Annotated in this window: 13 protein-coding genes; 11 read left to right on the top strand and 2 right to left on the bottom strand. The window is 66.3% G+C overall.

The window, feature by feature from the left end:
- The first annotated feature begins 152 nt into the window (after positions 1-152).
- Together GV044_RS02660 and GV044_RS02655 are read left to right on the top strand one after the other, a co-directional pair.
- On the top strand, positions 153-1,133 hold the full coding sequence (locus GV044_RS02660; RefSeq protein WP_159865081.1) for an aldo/keto reductase: 981 nt from the start codon (positions 153-155) through the stop codon (positions 1,131-1,133).
- 48 nt (positions 1,134-1,181) lie between these two features.
- Positions 1,182-2,408 (top strand): multidrug effflux MFS transporter, encoded by a 1,227-nt coding sequence (locus tag GV044_RS02655; RefSeq protein WP_371741554.1) that lies wholly within the window; start codon positions 1,182-1,184, stop codon positions 2,406-2,408.
- A gap of 4 nt (positions 2,409-2,412) precedes the next feature.
- Here GV044_RS02655 and GV044_RS02650 read toward each other — a convergent pair whose 3' ends face one another.
- The gene (locus GV044_RS02650; RefSeq protein WP_159865078.1) at positions 2,413-4,698 is read right to left on the bottom strand and encodes an NADP-dependent malic enzyme; all 2,286 of its coding nucleotides are present in this window, start codon (positions 4,696-4,698) and stop codon (positions 2,413-2,415) included.
- Between the two features lie 134 nt (positions 4,699-4,832).
- Between GV044_RS02650 and GV044_RS02645 the strand changes: the two genes are divergently transcribed.
- Positions 4,833-5,240 carry a hypothetical protein gene (locus GV044_RS02645; protein WP_159865075.1) on the top strand — a complete coding sequence of 136 codons (408 nt, stop codon included), beginning with the start codon at positions 4,833-4,835 and terminating at the stop codon, positions 5,238-5,240.
- Positions 5,241-5,361: 121 nt separating this feature from the next.
- Positions 5,362-6,606, top strand: a complete 1,245-nt coding sequence (locus tag GV044_RS02640; RefSeq protein WP_236554637.1) for a GGDEF domain-containing protein — start codon at positions 5,362-5,364, stop codon at positions 6,604-6,606.
- Between the two features lie 23 nt (positions 6,607-6,629).
- On the opposite strand, the gene glf is transcribed toward GV044_RS02640, so the two are convergent.
- Positions 6,630-8,873 (bottom strand): UDP-galactopyranose mutase, encoded by a 2,244-nt coding sequence (gene glf, locus GV044_RS02635; protein WP_159865072.1) that lies wholly within the window; start codon positions 8,871-8,873, stop codon positions 6,630-6,632.
- Positions 8,874-9,270: 397 nt separating this feature from the next.
- On the opposite strand from glf, the gene GV044_RS02630 reads away from it, so the two are divergent.
- From GV044_RS02630 to GV044_RS02605, 7 genes are all read left to right on the top strand, one after another.
- Positions 9,271-10,569, top strand: a complete 1,299-nt coding sequence (locus GV044_RS02630) for an Hsp70 family protein (protein WP_159865069.1) — start codon at positions 9,271-9,273, stop codon at positions 10,567-10,569.
- A 61-nt stretch (positions 10,570-10,630) separates the two neighbouring features.
- Positions 10,631-12,085, top strand: coding sequence for a CHAD domain-containing protein (locus GV044_RS02625; RefSeq protein ID WP_159865066.1), 1,455 nt, complete (start codon positions 10,631-10,633; stop codon positions 12,083-12,085).
- A gap of 115 nt (positions 12,086-12,200) precedes the next feature.
- Entirely contained in the window at positions 12,201-12,329 is a 129-nt protein-coding gene (locus GV044_RS22505) for a hypothetical protein (protein WP_256377238.1), read from the top strand.
- A gap of 7 nt (positions 12,330-12,336) precedes the next feature.
- Positions 12,337-13,353 carry an SDR family oxidoreductase gene (locus tag GV044_RS02620; protein ID WP_159865063.1) on the top strand — a complete coding sequence of 339 codons (1,017 nt, stop codon included), beginning with the start codon at positions 12,337-12,339 and terminating at the stop codon, positions 13,351-13,353.
- Entirely contained in the window at positions 13,350-14,498 is a 1,149-nt protein-coding gene (gene uvsE, locus GV044_RS02615; RefSeq protein ID WP_159865060.1) for a UV DNA damage repair endonuclease UvsE, read from the top strand. The genes GV044_RS02620 and uvsE overlap by 4 nt, the downstream gene beginning before the upstream one ends.
- An 88-nt stretch (positions 14,499-14,586) precedes the next feature.
- On the top strand, positions 14,587-15,780 hold the full coding sequence (locus GV044_RS02610; protein WP_159865057.1) for a DUF2252 family protein: 1,194 nt from the start codon (positions 14,587-14,589) through the stop codon (positions 15,778-15,780).
- The gene (locus GV044_RS02605; RefSeq protein WP_159865054.1) at positions 15,780-16,274 is read left to right on the top strand and encodes a nucleoside deaminase; all 495 of its coding nucleotides are present in this window, start codon (positions 15,780-15,782) and stop codon (positions 16,272-16,274) included. Before GV044_RS02610 ends, GV044_RS02605 begins: the two co-directional genes overlap by 1 nt.
- Positions 16,275-16,281: the final 7 nt, after the last annotated feature.

Genomic DNA, 16,281 nt, shown 5'->3' with positions numbered 1-16,281 from the left:
CTCGCCATGCCAACCTTGCGATTGCGCGCCGGTGCCATCATCTGGGCACAGGGCGAGACACTGCGCCACCGTGACACTACGGAGCGCAGGCGTCTCCAGCGGAACCGCCAGGGAAACTCACGCGTTGACGCCAACCTTGCAAGGGAACGATCATGGAATACGTGAAACTCGGCACGACGGGCCTCGATGTGTCGCGCCTGTGCCTGGGCTGCATGACTTATGGCGATCCGCAGCGCGGCAATCACGAATGGACCTTGGACGAAGAGCGTAGCAGGCCGCTGCTGCGTCAGGCGGTCGAGGCAGGGATCAACTTCTTCGACACCGCGAACGTCTACTCCGACGGCAGTTCGGAGGAGATCGTCGGCCGGGCACTGAAGGAGTTCACCCGCCGCGAGGAGGTCGTGATTGCCACCAAGGTCAACGGCCGGATGCGGCCAGGCCCGAACGGCGCAGGCCTTAGCCGCAAGGCGATCATGCAGGAGATCGACGCCAGCCTGACGCGGCTCGGCACCGACTACGTCGATCTCTACCAGATCCACCGCTTCGACTACGACACGCCGATCGAGGAAACGCTGGAAGCGCTGCACGATGTCGTGAAGGCGGGCAAGGCGCGCTACATCGGTGCGTCATCGATGTATGCCTGGCAGTTCGCGACGATGCTGCACGTGGCCGAGGCGAACGGCTGGACTCGCTTCGCGACCATGCAGAACTACCTGAACCTGCTCTACCGCGAGGAGGAGCGAGAGATGCTGCCGCTGTGCGAGGCGGAAGGCATCGGCGTCATCCCGTGGAGCCCGCTCGCGCGCGGACGCCTGACCCGCGACTGGGACGAGGCGACGGAGCGGTCGCAGACCGACGTGTTCGGCAAGACGCTCTACGAGCAGACGGCGCAAGCCGACCGCAAGGTGGTCGAAGCCGTCGCGGCGGTCGCCGCACAGCGAGGAGTGCCGCGCGCGCAGGTTGCGCTCGCCTGGGTCTTGGCCAAGGATGTCGTGTCGGCACCGATCGTCGGCGCGTCGAAGGCGGGCCATTTGGACGATGCCGTAGCCGCGCTGGCTATCGCGCTCAGCGATGCCGAGATCGACCAGCTTGAAGCGGCCTATGTTCCCCACGCCGTCGTTGGCTTCTCGTGAGGTTTTACGCTTTGGGCCTAAAAGCCACCTGCTTTCGTTAGGATCAAGATGAAGCCGCAATACGCACCCGCAGGCATGGCCCCGCGGGAGTTCATCATCTTCATCGCCGCGCTGATGGCGGTGAACGCATTGGGCGTGGACCTGATGCTGCCGGCGCTGGCGGATATCGGGCGTGAGCTATCGGTGATCGCCGCCAACCACCGCCAGTGGGTGGTCACCGTCTATATGGTCGGGTTCGGAGCCGGGCAGCTGGTCTACGGGCCGCTCGCCGATCGTTTCGGCCGGCGCCCCATCCTGATCGGCACGCTGCTCGGCTTCGTCGCGGCGAGCGTCTTTGCCGCAAGCTCCGCGACGTTTCCCGCGCTGCTGGGAGCACGGCTGCTGCAGGGCCTGATGTCCGCCTCGACCCGCGTCCTCTCCGTGGCGATCGTGCGCGACGGCACGTCCGGTCGGCAGATGGCGCGGACGATGTCGGTGGCGCAGATGATCTTCTTCCTCGTGCCCATCCTCGCGCCCAGCCTGGGTCAGGTGCTGCTCGAGTTCGGACCGTGGCGCTTCATCTTCTACGCACTCGGTGGTTTCGCGGCCTTCGTGCTCGCCTGGACGCTGCTGCGCGTGCCTGAGACGCTGGCGGTGGAGCGCCGGGTGCCGATCTCGATCGAGAACTTGCGGCGCAGCTACGCGCTGACGCTCAGCAATCGCTTCTCCATCGGCTACGCGATCGCGGCGTCGCTGACGTTCGGGGGCATCGTCGCGTTCGTGTCCTCGGCGCAGCAAATCTTCGTCGACGAGTTCGGTGCCGGCGAGCGCTTTACCGTGCTGTTCGCGATCTGCGCCGGAGCGATGGGCGTGGCGTCGTTCGCGAACAGCCAGTTGGTCGAACGGCTGGGAACACGGGTGATCTCGCAGACGGCGGTGCTCGGCCTCATCACGCTGTCGCTCGTCCATCTGGTGGTGATCTACGCGGGCGCGGAGACGCTGGTGACCTACATCATCCTGCAGGCGCTCAGCATGACTTGCATCGGCCTGTGCGGCGCCAACTTCGGCTCCATGGCGATGGAGCCGGTCGGCCACATCGCCGGGACTGCCTCATCGGTGCAGGGCTTCATCACCAGCATCGGCGCGGTGCTGGTGGGATCCGCGATCGGCCAGTCCTACGCCGGGACGACGCTGCCGCTGGCGATCGGCTACTTGTGCATCGGCGTGGCCGTGCTCGCGATCATTCTCATCATTGAGAGCGGCCAACTGTTCCACGCCCGCATGGCGCCGAACTAAGCCATCAGCTTGCCTCGCCGCGCGACTGCTGGCGTAGTTCTGCCGAGGCGATCGCGGTGAGGTTGACGATCCCGCGCGCGGTCACGCTCTGGCTGAGGACATGGAGCGGCTGTTCCAGCCCGAGCAGCATCGGTCCCACGATCTGCGCGCCGGCCGCCGCCTGAAGCGCCGTTAGGGTGATGTTCGCCGCATCAAGGCTCGGCATGACCAGCAGGTTGGCCGACCCGGTAAGCGGCGAGTTCGGCACCAGCTTGGCCCGCAGCGCCTGCGATAGAGCCGCGTCTGCGTGCATCTCGCCATCGACGATCAAGCTGGGCGCCACCGTCTGCAGCAGCTTCAACGCATCGCGCATCTTGCGCGCGCTGGGCGATCGCGACGATCCGAAGTTGGAGTGCGACACCAGCGCGGCCTGCGGCTCGATGCCGAAACGGCGGATCGCCTCGGCTGAGAGCATCGTCATGCGCGCGACTTCCTCGGCAGAGGGATCGGGCACCATGTGGGTGTCGGTGAGGAAGAGCGCGCCTTCGCTGAGGATCAGCGCGGTCATGGCATGCACGCGCTTCACGTCCGCACGGCGGGCGATGAGCGGCAGGATCAGCTTGACCTGGCCCCACCACTCCGAATTGCCGCCCACCAGCGCGGCATCGACGTGGCCGGAATTAAGCAGCATCGCGGCTACGACCGAAGGACGGCGGAACAGCAGCCGCCGCGACTCCTCAAGCGCCATGCCGAGGCGCGCGACCTTGGCCTGGTAGGCCGGAACCAGCCCCGACAGCACGCCGTCGGGCTGCTCGGGGTCGACAAGTTCGACATCCTGATCCAGCCGCCAGCGCAGGCCCAGCGCTTCGATCCGGCGCTCGACGATGCGGCGGCGGGCGATGATGACCGGACGGCCCAGGCGCTCGTCGAGCACGGTCTGGATCGCGCGCAGCACGCGCTCGTCCTCTCCCTCGGCATAAGCGACCCGCCGTTCGGTCCCACGTGCAGCGGCGAAGACCGGGAGCATCAGGCTGCCCGAACGCCACGATTGGCGCTCCAGCGTGCGGGCATAGGCGGCGATGTCGGCGATCGGTCGCTTGGCCACGCCGGTGCGCGCGGCGGCTTCGGCCACGGCCGGGGCGATCTGAAGGATTAGGCGCGGATCGAAAGGTGTCGGGATGATGTAGTCGGGCCCGAAGCTCAGCGACTGACCGGCATAAGCCTCCGCCACCGACTCATCTGGCGGAATGCGGGCGAGGGCGGCGATCGCCTCTGCCGCGGCCAATTTCATCGCCTCGTTGATCTCGGCCGCGCCGGCATCCAGCGCGCCGCGGAAGATATAGGGGAAGCACAGGACGTTGTTGACCTGGTTGGGGTAGTCCGAGCGGCCGGTGGCGATGATCGCGTCGGGACGGGTCGCCTTGGCGAGCTCGGGCAGGATCTCCGGCTCAGGGTTGGCGAGGGCAAAGATCACCGGTCGCTCGGCCATAGAGGCCAGCCATTCCGGCTTGAGCACGCGCGGCGCGGAAAGGCCCAGGAACAAGTCGGCGCCACCCAGTACGTCGGGCAGGGTGCGCGCGTCGGTGACGCGGGCATAGCGCGCCATGTTGGGCAGCATGCCCTCGCGCCCCGCATGGATGACGCCATCCTTGTCGGTCAGCGTTACGTTCTCGATCGGCAGGCCCATGGAGACGAGCAAGTCGACACAGGCCAGCGCCGCCGCGCCCGCTCCGGAGGTGACCAGCCGCGCGTCCTTCAGCGACTTGCCCTGCAGCAGCAACGCGTTGGTGACGCCCGCCGCGACGACGATGGCGGTGCCGTGCTGGTCGTCGTGGAAAACCGGGATGTTCATCCGCTCCCGCAGGCGCTGCTCGATGGCGAAGCACTCGGGCGCCTTGATGTCTTCCAGGTTGATGCCGCCGAACGTCGGCTCGAGCAGGGCGACCGCCTCGACGAACTTGTCCGGGTCGGTGGTGTCCACTTCGATGTCGAAGACGTCGACACCGGCGAACTTCTTGAACAGGACGGCCTTGCCTTCCATAACCGGCTTGCCCGCGAGCGCGCCGATGTTGCCCAGGCCCAGCACGGCCGTTCCGTTGGAGATGACCGCGACGAGGTTGCCTCGAGCGGTATAGTCGAGAGCAGCATCGGGATCCGCGGCGATCGCCTCGCAGGCGGCGGCAACGCCCGGCGAATAAGCCAAGGCGAGATCGCGCTGCGTCGCCATGCGCTTGGTCGGCTCGACCGACAGCTTACCCGGTGTGGGGTAGCGATGGTAGTCGAGCGCCTCGCGGCGGAAGTCATCCTGCATGCGTCAAGCTTCTCCGGTCTTTAGGGCGACGCCCGCCCTTTAGAGAGCTTGGCGCGCAAGCGCCACCGTTGAGCACCGTCCGGGCTTTCGCGCGTTCCTAGCCTGACGACATGAATTGGACGAGGAGCAAGGCATTGATCAGCAGGAACAGCAGCCAGGGCGCAACCGGGATCGCGCGTCGCCGTCTGGCTAGAGGCCTGTCCACGGCACTGGTCGCATGCACCACGCTCCTGGGCGCCTGTGACGGGCCGCATGAGCAAGCGGGCGAGAAGGCGGACGCTGCGGCAGGCGTTCAGCAGGGGCCGTTCGAGTCCGGCCCCAGCGAGAGCCTCGGTGAAGCGCAGGATCGTGTCGAGCGCGACCAGCGACGGGCTGTCGATGCGCGTGCCGATGCTGCCGAAGCCAAGGCCGACGAAGTGCGCGAGAGTGCCGACCAGAAGGCCGATGCGCTCGAAAAGGAAGCGGACGCGGTCCGGCGCTCGGCAAAGCAAACGGGTGAGGCGCTCGACAAACAGGCGGACCAGATTCGCGGCAAGAAGTAGCAGCAAACCTGGGCGCCGATCGCCGGTCATCTAGGCCGGTGATCGGCCTCGAACGCGCATCCAAGGGCTGGGCAAGGCATAGTTATACAAAGAGTTAACCCGCACGTGCGATGATGCCGGCATGGACAGGCGTCGTGTCAGCAATGCCCAACAGCCCACGCGCACGCCGTTCCGATGGTGGGCGCCCGCTGTGCTGCCGGCTGCCGTTTACCGCGACCTCGTAGCGCCGCTGTTCACCATGCGCATGCCGATCCTGGGGTTCGGCATCCTGTTCGCCTTTGTCAGCGGGCTGATCTTCGTACGCTGGCACGATCCGATCATCCTGGCATTGGGAGCGAGCGCCGCCCTGGTGACTGTGGTCCGGCTGCTCGTGATCTCGCGATTCTACAAGGCCGGGGGCAGCAGCCAGCCGGTGCAGGCTCTCCTTGGCTGGGAGCGGGTCTACACCGCTCTGACGTTCGTCTTCGCGCTGCTGCTCGCCGGTCTCAACGTGCGCGTGCTGATGGTGCACGAACCGCTGATGCTGGCGGCGACGGTCAGTCTGGTCTTCACCTTCGGCGCGGGGCTGGTGTCACGCACGGCGTGCCGCCCGCGGCTGTGCACGGGGAGCTTGCTGATCGCCGTGCTGCCCACCGCGCTTGCGATGCTGCGGCACGTCGGCCACCCTGACGGGCAGGCGCTGCATGGCGAGTTCTTCCTGCTGCTGTCCTTCCTCCTCGTGGCAGTCCTGGGCATGAGTCTGGACTCGGTCCGGCACCTCTACGCCGCCACGCTGGAGCAGCTCATCACCAAGCATGACCTGGCGAAGCTCGCCCGGGTCGACGCGCTGACGGGATTGCCCAACCGGCTGATGCTGCGCGAAAACTACCAGGCGCGACTGGAGATGGCAGAGCGCTCGGGCACGCAACTGGCTCTCCACTTTCTTGACCTCGATGGCTTCAAGGCGGTCAACGATCAGGCCGGTCATCCGGCCGGCGACAAGATGCTGCGCGAAGTCGCGGCGCGACTGCAGGGAACCGTCCGTGCTGACGACGTGGTTTTCCGCCTGGGCGGCGACGAGTTCGTCGTGCTGCAGACCGGCGTCGCGCATCGCGATGAGGCAGAACTGCTCGCCCGCCGCATCATCAAGCAGTTGAGCGAACCGTACTTCATCGAAGAGCGCGAGATGCGCATCTCCGTCAGCATCGGCATCGCCTTGGCCGCGACGATGGAGAGCGAGCTTGACGATCTCGTCGGCAGCGCCGATGCGGCGCTCTATTGCTCCAAGGCACGCGGCAAGGCGCAGCTGCAGTTCTCGGACGGGGAGAGAGCTGCCAACGCAACGGTTGCTAGGGTGAACCTCAAAGAGGCCGCCCCCGCCAGTTAAGGCTACGTCTGCGGAGACCCACTTCAGGCCGCCTGTATTTGCGACATCCCAGCAGCATCTACCATGCGCGCCGCGTTCGCTGGCCAGCGTTCGGCAAGACGGCGGTACGTTGCCAAAGCCTGCCCGACGACCTGGTCCATGTTGTAATACCGGTACGTCGCCAGCCGGCCGACGAAGCTCACGTCGGGCAGGGCCATCGCGAGCGCCTCGTAGCGCTTGAAGAGCGCCTGGTTCTCCGGTCGCGGAATCGGGTAATACGGGTCGCCCTCGGCACTCGGGTATTCGTACGTGATGCTCGATTGGGGCGAGGACTGCCCGGTCAGGTGCTTGTACTCCGTGACGCGCGTGTATGGCACGCTCTCGTCAGGGTAGTTGACCACGGCGACCGGCTGATGCTGCTCGGTTGCGACCGTCTCGTGCTGGAACCGCAGCGAGCGGTAGGGCAGCTTGCCGTACCGATAGCCGAAGTACTCGTCGATGGGGCCCGTGAACACCAGGTGATCGTGCGGGTAGGTTTGGCGCACATCTTCGAAGTCGACGCCCAGCAGCAGGTCGATGTTGGGATGGTCGAGCATGTTCTCGAACATGCGGGTGTAGCCATCCGCGGGCATGGCCTGGAACTTGTCGGTGAAGTAGCGATCGTCGGTGCCGGTGCGCGTGGGCACGCGCGCGGTTACCGACTTGTCGAGCTCGGACGGGTCCATGCCCCACTGCTTGCGGGTGTAGCCCTGGAAGAACGTCTCGTAGAGCTCCCGCCCAACCGCGGATATGACCACGTCGGCGGACGTCCTGACGATGTCGACGGGCTCGGCGCGCGAGGCGAGGAATGCGGCCGCATCCTCATCGGTCCTGAGGTCGAGCCCGTAGAGCAGGTTCAGCGTGGTCCGGTTGATCGGCATCGGCACCAGCATGCCGTCCACGGACGCAAGCACGCGGTGCTCGTAAGGCCGCCACTGCGTGAAGCGTGACAGATATTGGAACACGTCGGCCGAGTTGGTATGGAAAATATGCGGCCCGTACTGGTGTATCAGGATGCCCGCATCGTCGTGCCGATCGAAGGCATTGCCGGCGACATGCGGGCGCCGGTCGACGACCAGCACGCGCTTGCCGCCGTCTGCGGCCAGGCGTTCAGCCATGACCGCTCCGGCAAACCCTGCGCCGACCACCATCACGTCGTAAGCGCGGGAGGGTTCGGCCGACCACGCGACGGGAGAAGGCGTGCGGCGCGCCTGGCGATTGCGCGTGATCGCTGCATCCACCAGCGCCTTCATTGCGATGAACGTCTGGTCCCAGCTGATGGTGCGCAGCAGGGCGTCGACTTCCTCAAGCCAGCCGTTGGTTTCGGCCAGTGCCAGTGCCGTCTCGCACTCGGCGATGAAGGCATCGGGCGTGGTGGCGATCCGCACCGCTTCGACATCGCCGTAGTGGCGGATCACATCTGCGATCGGGGTGGATACGACCGGGCACCCTGCAGCGAGATACTCCGGTGTCTTGGTCGGGCTGATGAAGCGCGTAGCCTCGTTGATGGCGAACGGCATCAGCGCCACGTCCCACCCGCGCAAGTAATGGGGCAGCTCTGCGTACGGCTTGGATCCAAGGTAATGCAGGTTCGGCCGCCTGGGCAGGTCGGCTTCGCTGATCTTGACGACGGGGCCGATCATGATGAGCGCCCAGTCGGGGCGTGCATCGGCGACTGCGCCGAGCAGTGCAAGATCCATCCGCTCGTCGATCACGCCATAGAAGCCCAGCCGCTTGCCAGTGATAGCGGCCTGATCGGCGGGTTCGCTGCCAGGCCGCCGCGCCGCCGCGAAATGCTCGGCATCGACACTGGAAGGAAAAGGATGAACACTCGGATGACGGTCACGCTTCGCCTCGTAGAGGCTGTAGCCTCCGGTGAAGACCAGGTCGGCGTTCTGGATCAGCCGCTCTTCCAGTGTCAGCAGCTCGGCTGGCGCATGCTTGAAGTTCGCCAGTTCGTCCATGCAATCGTAGACCACGCAGTCCGCGGCGATGTGCTCGGAAAACGGCAGCATCATCGGCGTGTAGTACCAGCGCACCACCGGCTGCGCGGCCGTGTCCAGGGTGCGGTCCAACAGGGCCTCCAGCGTCTTGCGCTCGTCCTCGGCTGCAAGTCCCCACGGTAGCTTGGGCGTCAGGATGGTGACGCCGGTGTCCTCACACACGCTGGAGGCCAACTCTGCCGTGGCGCTGCCGTACTCCGGTTCTTCCCAGAACAGCACTTGCCACTGGCGTGCGAAGCGGCTCATCAGATGCTGGGGACGCTGCGTGACGAAGCGCCATCGCAGGTGACTGAAACAAACAAGCGTGCCGTTCTGATAACCTAGATCGATATTGAAAATGCAGGTCTCGTCGGCGCGCTGCTCATCCATGAAGGCAATACTCGTAAAGGGGTTAGATGCGGAACGTCGGGTCGAGTTCTATGTTCCACTGGATCGGGTGCGCCGGTGAATTGCCCGCTACCCCACCGAAGATTGAACTTGATAAATGATAACTTACCTTGGCGATCCGAGCTATTGTGAGCACCTGGCGAGCGGCGCCACTTGCTGACCCTGCCGGCCCGCAGCCTCGCAATCGGTGCCCATGGTGCAGCGGCGTGAAGTCTGCCAAGGACGCGCGCTCCCTTCATTTCACCATCGATGAGTCATGACAGCGATCCCCTCTGGCCGCCGCGTGGGCCTGGACTTTGGCACCACCAACAGCGTCGCGGCGTTCGCGCCCGCCGGCGAGGCTCCGCGCCTGCTGCCGCTGGAAGGCCCCGACGGACCCACCGACTTGTTCCGCTCTGCCTTGTGCTTCTGGCACGACGACGACGCGCGCGGCGGTGTCGCGGTCGAGGCAGGACCTGCGGCAATCCACGAGTACCTGGAATTTCCCACCGACAGCCGCTTCCTGCAGTCGTTCAAGTCGGTGGCGGCGAGCGCTTCGTTCGATACCGCTTCGGTGTTCAATCGCCGCTATCGTTTTGAGGAACTGGGACGCCTGTTCCTCGACAAGCTGGCGGCGCACGCCGGCGGCACGCTCGACCGGATCGAGCGGTTGGTGATCGGTCGCCCGGTCCACTTCGCCGGCGCCCGGCCGGACGAAGTGCTGGCGCGGCAGCGATACGACGCCATGTTCTCCGGCTTCGCGGGCGAGATCCACTACGTCTACGAACCGCTGGCCGCCGCATTCAGCTATGCCGCGCGGCTGGACGATCCTGCGACCGTGCTCGTCGCCGACTTCGGCGGCGGCACCAGCGACTTCTCGGTCGTGCGGGTCGAGGCGCCCGGCGCCGCGCAGCGCTGCGTTCCGCTGGGCCATGCCGGCGTCGGCGTGGCGGGCGACCGCTTCGACCAGCGCATCGTCGACAAGCTGGTGCTGCCGCACCTGGGCAAAGGCGGCAAGTATCGATCCTTCGACAAGGTCCTCGATATTTCGCCCGGCTACTTCGCCGATTTCTCCGACTGGTCGAAGCTGGGGCTGATGCGCAATCGGCGCACGCTCGACGAACTCGAGCGATTGCGCCGCAGCGCGGTCGAACCGGACGCGATCGGACGCATGATCGCGATGATCGAGAACGAACTGGGTTTCCCGCTCTACGAAGCGGTCGGCCGATTGAAGCGCGAGCTGAGCGGCGCGCCCAGCGCGACCTTCCGCTTCACCGGCGGCGGTGTCGTGATCGAGCAGGAGGTTGCCCGCCAACAGTTCGAAGGCTGGATCGCCGACGACGTGAAGGCGATGTCGGACGCGGTCACGCGGGCGCTGGAACGGGCGAGTGTGGCCGAAGCGGATATCGACCGTGTGTTTCTGACCGGCGGTACCTCGCTGGTGCCTGCCGTCCGCGCCGTCTTCACCGGCCGCTTCGGCGATGAACGCATTGCGTCGGGTGGAGAGATGACGTCGATCGCCCACGGCCTGGCGCTGATCGCGCAGCAGGACGACCCGAGCGCCTGGATCGCCTGAGCTGCGCAGCAAACCCGGCGGCGGACCGTTGTGCTCGCATCGATCAAGAGGGTGAGCCGCTGTGGAAGTCGAACTGAAGCTGGAACTGAGCGAAGCCGCCGCCGAGCTGCTAAGGCTATCGCCCATCCTGGCTGCGGAGCATGACTGCAGCCACTTGCGCGCGATCTACTACGATACGCCCGATCACGCGGTCTCTGGTGCTGGCTTCTCCCTCCGCATCCGTTCGAAGGGTAATCAGCGCATCCAGACGATCAAGGCCGATGGACCCACCTCGGTGGGCCTGTTCACGCGCTCGGAATGGGCGATGCCCGTCGAGGACGAGACGCCTGTCCTGGATCATACGACGCCGCTGAAATCAGTGCTGGGGAAGGCCGCGGCGCAGATCGCCCCCGTCTTCGAAGTCGATGTCGAGCGCTGCACGTGGAACGTGCGCGAAGACGATGCCGAGATCGAACTGGTCATGGATCGCGGGCAGGTTCACGCAGGCGGCCGGGGCGAGCTGATCGGCGAGCTGGAGCTGGAACTCAAGTCCGGCGCGCCTGCCGCGCTGTTCGCATTTGCGCGCAAGCTCGACGTGGTGGCGCCCCTGCGCATCGGCGTGCTTTCCAAGTCGCAACGCGGCTATCGGCTGACCAGGCCGTCGCACGCGTCCTACAAGGCGGAACCGGTGCCGCTCGATGCCGAGGCGAGTGCGGCCGTCGCTTTCCAGCAGATCGCGCAATCGTGCCTGCGCCAGTTCCGCCTGAACGAGGCGCTTCTTGTGGAACATCGCCATGCCAAGCCCCTGCACCAGGCGCGCGTCGCCCTGCGGCGGTTGCGATCGGCCTTCTCGCTGTTCAAGGATCTGTTCGCAGGCGACGAGCGGGCGGCGACATTGCGTGAGGATCTGCGCGCCCTGGCCGGGACGCTGGGTGAAGCGCGCAACCTCGATGTTCTGCTGGAGCGGGCGTCCGGTGATGACCTCCAGCAGCGCCTGCAGACCGCCCGCGAGGAGGCCTATACGCACGTGGAGCATGCGCTGAACGCGCCGTGGACGCGCGCGCTGATGCTCGACCTCATGGAATGGCTGACTGACGGCGCCTGGCTCAGGAATGCCGTCACGGCCGATGCGCGTGAGGAGCCGGTGCGCGACTATGCCGTGCGCACGCTCGATCGCGCCCGGCGCAAGGTCAAGAAAGGCGGGCGCCATTTGGCCAAGCTCGATGACGAAGCGCGGCACGAGCTGCGCAAGGATGCCAAGAAGCTGCGCTATGCCAGCGAGTTCTTCGCGAGCTTGTTCGACAAGAAGCGCAACCGTCGCCGTTACAAGCGCTTCATTGCCGGGTTGGAGGATCTGCAGGACCAGCTCGGCCTGCTGAACGACCTCGCCACTGCGCCCGAAGAACTTCGCAAGCTCGACCTGGAGGGCGTTCCGGAGGCGCAGGCCCTGCTGGGGGCCGACACCAAGCCGCACCTGATCCACGCCGCGGCCGAGGCGCACGAAGGGTTTGCGGACGCCAAGCGCTTCTGGCGCTGAGCGGGAGCGCGACTGGCGCCGCTGCGGACCTTCCCGGCGCATTGCCCTTGGGTGCGGCGGAACCATCGCAGGCGCCGGCCGGTTGGTTCGGGACAACGGATAAGGATCTCCTGCCATGGCCGACACGCCCAAGACCCCGCAGAACGACGACGAGAACGAACAGCCGCAGCAGGATAGCCAGCAGCTGGAAGAAGCCCAGGAAGAGGCGGCCGAAGAGCGTGAGGACGAGGGAGGCTATCAGTAAGCCTGCCATGCGCCCGCGCCTGAAGCCGATCGCCGAGCAAGTCGTCGTCATCACCGGAGCGTCGAGCGGGAACGGCCTCGCTGCCGCCCGCATCGCCGCCCGCGGTGGCGCTGCCGTGGTCCTCGCAGCCCGCAATGGTGAGGCGCTGGAGCGCATTCGCGACGCGATCGTCAGCCAAGGTGGCCGGGCGATCGCCGTCACGGCCGACGTCTCCTCGCGCGAGCAGGTCGACGAGATCGCCCAGCGCGCCATCGAGGCGTTCGGTGGCTTCGACAGCTGGGTCAACAACGCCGCCGCTGGCATCTACGGCACCTTGGAGCAGGTCCCGATCGAGGACCACCGCCGCGTGTTCGAGGTCAACTACTTCGGCACGCTGCATGGCTCTCTGGTTGCCGCAGAGCATCTGCGGCGAAGAGGCGGCGGCGCCATCATCAACGTCGGGTCGATCCTGGGCGATCGCACGATCGTGGAGCAGGGGCCCTACTCGGCAACCAAGCACGCGCTGCAGGCGCTCACCGATACGCTGCGCATGGAGCTGGAACGCGAAGGCGCGCGCATCTCGATAACGCTGGTGAAGCCGGGCGGCTGCGGCACGCCATATCCGGAACATGCCCGCAATTACATGGACGTGCCGCCCCGCATTCCGCAGCCGCTCTACCACCCCGACGTGGTCGGCGACGCCATCGTGTTCGCCTGCGCGACGCCGCGGAGGACGCTCTACATCGGCTCGGGCGGGCTCGTTTCATCGTTAGCGGGTCAGGTCGCGCCGCGCACCACCGATCGCATCATGGAACTGGTCGGGCGGCGCATGCAGCAGCATCGCACGGAAAGCGAGGACCCGGCCAAGCGCGACAACCTCTACGAGCCGCGCCAGGATGGCGAAGTCTGCACGGATCAGGCCGTGTGGATGCGCCGCAGCAGCGTGACCGTTCAGGCGCAGAAGCTGCCGCGACTGGGTCTGCTCGGCCTTGCAGCGGGCGGCATCCTTGCAGGGGCGCAGGTGCTGGCAAAGGCACGCCGATGACGGACGCGACCTCTCCGCAGAGGCTCGGCTTTCCCGTCAAGGTCATGGGCGTGCCGGGCATGAAGTCCAACGACACGCGCCGCTGGCAGAAGTCGCCGCACCTGAAGTGCAGCCTGGAGGAAGTCGACAAGATCATCGACTATCTCGCGAGCAAGCGGATCGACATGTACCGCTTCTCGTCCGACCTGGCGCCATACGCGACCCACCCGGACTTGCCGCAGTTCCACAACCAGCTGGCCGAGAGCGATGCCGAGCTGAAAGCCTTCGGCCGCAAGGCGCGCGAGCTGAACATGCGCCTGTCGTTCCACCCCTCGCAATACGTGCTGCTGAACTCGCCCGACGAGGCGCTGACCGCCAAGTCGATCTGGGATCTGTCGAGCCAATCCGAGATCCTCGACCGCATGGAGCTGGGCCCCGAGGCGGTCGTGGTGACGCATGTCGGCGGGGTCTACGACGATCGCGAGGCGAGCCGCGCCCGTTGGATCGAGGGCTGGGAAAAGTGCCCCGAGCACGTCCAGCGCCGCCTCGTGCTGGAGAACGACGACATCCGCTTCTCCGCCGCCGACGTGCTCTGGATTCAGGAGCGCACCGGCGTGAAGCTGATCTTCGACTACCAGCATTTCTGGTGCCTCAATCCCGAACGGCTCGACTTGCGCGAGACGCTGGCGAAATTCCTCGCCAGCTGGCCGGACGGCGTGCGGCCCAAGATCCACTTCTCCTCACCGCGCACCGAACTGCGCGAGGTGAAGCGCAAGATCACGCCCAAGCAGCGTGCGGCGGCCAAGGATGGCAAGAAAGGCCCGAAAGGCGAGCTGCTCAAGGCTCCGGTGAAGGCCGGCGCGCGGGTCAAGACCGTGCTTCAGCCGCCGGTCTGGACCGGACATGCCGACTTCACCAATCCCTTCGAGTTCGCTCGTTTCATGCGCGATGCCGAGGGGCTCGTCTTCGACGTCATGCTGGAGGGCAAGTCCAAGGACATCAGCCTGCTCAAGCTGCGACCCGATCTGTTGCGCTACGCGCCCGATGTGGCGGCCCGCTTCGGGATCACCGCGGCGGATGCGGGCAGCCTCGAGCGTGACGAGAAGGTTCTGGAGCAGGGCGTGGACGCAGACGAGGCGCCGGACGTGGACGAGGGCGCGGTGTGAGGGTCGTGGCATCTGCCCCAGAAGGCAAACTTCGCAATCTTGCAGCCATATTCTGACACGTTTGGCCCCATGCCGCGTTTTGCACTACATGGTACCACCCAACGCCGCCGACCGCCGCCAAGTCCTCGATGCCAGCCGCTCGCGCAAGATGGCGCGCTCGGCGCATGCCTATGTGCGCGGCAACACCGCCAAGTTCTACGAATGGCTGGAAGGCTCGTCCGCCGCCGCACGGGTGCCGCAAGGCCCGTCGGTGTGGATCTGCGGTGATTGTCACCTCGGCAACTTGGGGCCGCTCGCCAACGGCGATGGCGGGGTGGAGATCCAGATCCGCGATCTCGACCAGGCGGTGATCGGCAATCCCGCGCACGACCTCATCCGCCTGGGCCTGTCGCTGGCGACGGCTGCGCGGGGGTCCGACCTTCCTGGCGTGGCGACCGCGCGCATGATCGAGGCGATGGTCGTGGGCTACGACGCGGCGCTGCAGGATCCGCATGGCGGCGATGCCGGAGTGGAGCCGGAAGTGGTGCGAAGCGTGCGCCGCAAGGCGCGCGGGCGGCGTTGGCGGCACCTGGCGCGCGAACGTCTCGAGGCGATCGAACCGCGCATTCCACTCGGCAAGAAGTTCTGGCCGCTCGCGGACGAGGAGCACGCTGCCTTGCGCGCGGTGTTCGCCGATCCCGATGTCGCGCATCAGGTGCTCGCGCTCGCCGGCAAGGATGCGGGACGCACCGTCAGCATGATCGACGCGGCGTACTGGATGAAGGGCTGCAGCTCGTTGGGCCTGCACCGCTATGCCGTGCTGCTGGGTCTGGACGATGCGAAGGAACGGTCCGACTATGCCCTGGTGGACATCAAGGAGGCCGTCGCACCGATTGCTCCCGCTGCACCCGACGCGGTCATGCCGGCCGACAACGCCAAGCGCGTGGTCGCCGCGGCGCGCGCGCTATCGCCGCACCTGGGCGAGCGGATGATCCCGATCCGCATGCAGGAGCGCACGCTGTTCGTCCGCGAACTGGCGCCGCAGGACCTGAAGCTGGAAGTCGAGCAGTTCAGCCAGAGCGAAGGCACCAAGGCCGCGCGCTATCTGGCGTTCGTCGTCGGCAAGGCGCACGCACGGCAGATGGACGAGGCGACCCGCAGGGGTTGGAGCGCAAAGATCGAGGCCGACCGCGCCGGGATGATCGATGCGCCGACCTGGCTTTGGGAGAGCGTCGTCTCGCTCGCGGGCAGTCACGAGGTCGGCTATCTCGAGCATTGCCGCCGCTATGCGTTGGCCGCTTGATGGCTGACCAGACCGACGAGCAGTGGATGCGCATGGCGATCGAGATCGCGCGCTCCAAGGGCAGCGATCCGGCGAGTTCGCCGCTCGGCTGCGTGATCGTGCGCGACGGCAAGGTCCTTGCCGCAGAGCGCAACCAGACGCAGGAACTGCCGGATGCGACCGCGCACGCCGAGATGATGGCGATCCGCCGTGCTTGTGAGAGCATCGGCGACATGGAGCTGCGCGGGGCGACGCTCTATTCCACGCTACAGCCTTGCGGCATGTGCACGATGGCGTCGATCTGGTCGAAGGTCGGCCGGGTCGTCTATGGTGCCGGGCGCGCTGACGTGCACGAGATGTACTTCGAGGATCGGCACATCGACACGCTGAGCTTCATAGCCGACGCCTATCGTGATGACATCGCAATCGAAGGCGGGTGCCTGCGCGAGGAGTGCGCGCAGCTGTACTACCCGCCGGACGCCGATCTGTCGAAAGAGGATCAGGCGAACCTCTGATCCGAGC

The organism is Novosphingobium sp. 9U, from assembly GCF_902506425.1.
Classification (GTDB): domain Bacteria; phylum Pseudomonadota; class Alphaproteobacteria; order Sphingomonadales; family Sphingomonadaceae; genus Novosphingobium.
The sequence above is the reverse complement of the archived record's forward strand: the minus strand, read 5'-3'. Positions and strand labels throughout refer to the sequence as shown.

Bases quoted from the DNA above. Each gene is read 5' to 3' on its own strand.
- GV044_RS02660 (WP_159865081.1), top strand. From the start codon at position 153: ATGGAATACGTGAAACTCGGCACGACGGGCCTCGATGTGTCGCGCCTG.
- GV044_RS02655 (WP_371741554.1), top strand. From the start codon at position 1,182: ATGAAGCCGCAATACGCACCCGCAGGCATGGCCCCGCGGGAGTTCATC.
- GV044_RS02650 (WP_159865078.1), bottom strand. From the start codon at position 4,698: ATGCAGGATGACTTCCGCCGCGAGGCGCTCGACTACCATCGCTACCCC.
- GV044_RS02640 (WP_236554637.1), top strand. From the start codon at position 5,362: ATGGACAGGCGTCGTGTCAGCAATGCCCAACAGCCCACGCGCACGCCG.
- glf (WP_159865072.1), bottom strand. From the start codon at position 8,873: ATGAGCCGCTTCGCACGCCAGTGGCAAGTGCTGTTCTGGGAAGAACCG.
- GV044_RS02630 (WP_159865069.1), top strand. From the start codon at position 9,271: ATGACAGCGATCCCCTCTGGCCGCCGCGTGGGCCTGGACTTTGGCACC.
- GV044_RS22505 (WP_256377238.1), top strand. From the start codon at position 12,201: ATGGCCGACACGCCCAAGACCCCGCAGAACGACGACGAGAACGAACAG.
- GV044_RS02620 (WP_159865063.1), top strand. From the start codon at position 12,337: ATGCGCCCGCGCCTGAAGCCGATCGCCGAGCAAGTCGTCGTCATCACC.
- uvsE (WP_159865060.1), top strand. From the start codon at position 13,350: ATGACGGACGCGACCTCTCCGCAGAGGCTCGGCTTTCCCGTCAAGGTC.
- GV044_RS02610 (WP_159865057.1), top strand. From the start codon at position 14,587: ATGGTACCACCCAACGCCGCCGACCGCCGCCAAGTCCTCGATGCCAGC.
- GV044_RS02605 (WP_159865054.1), top strand. From the start codon at position 15,780: ATGGCTGACCAGACCGACGAGCAGTGGATGCGCATGGCGATCGAGATC.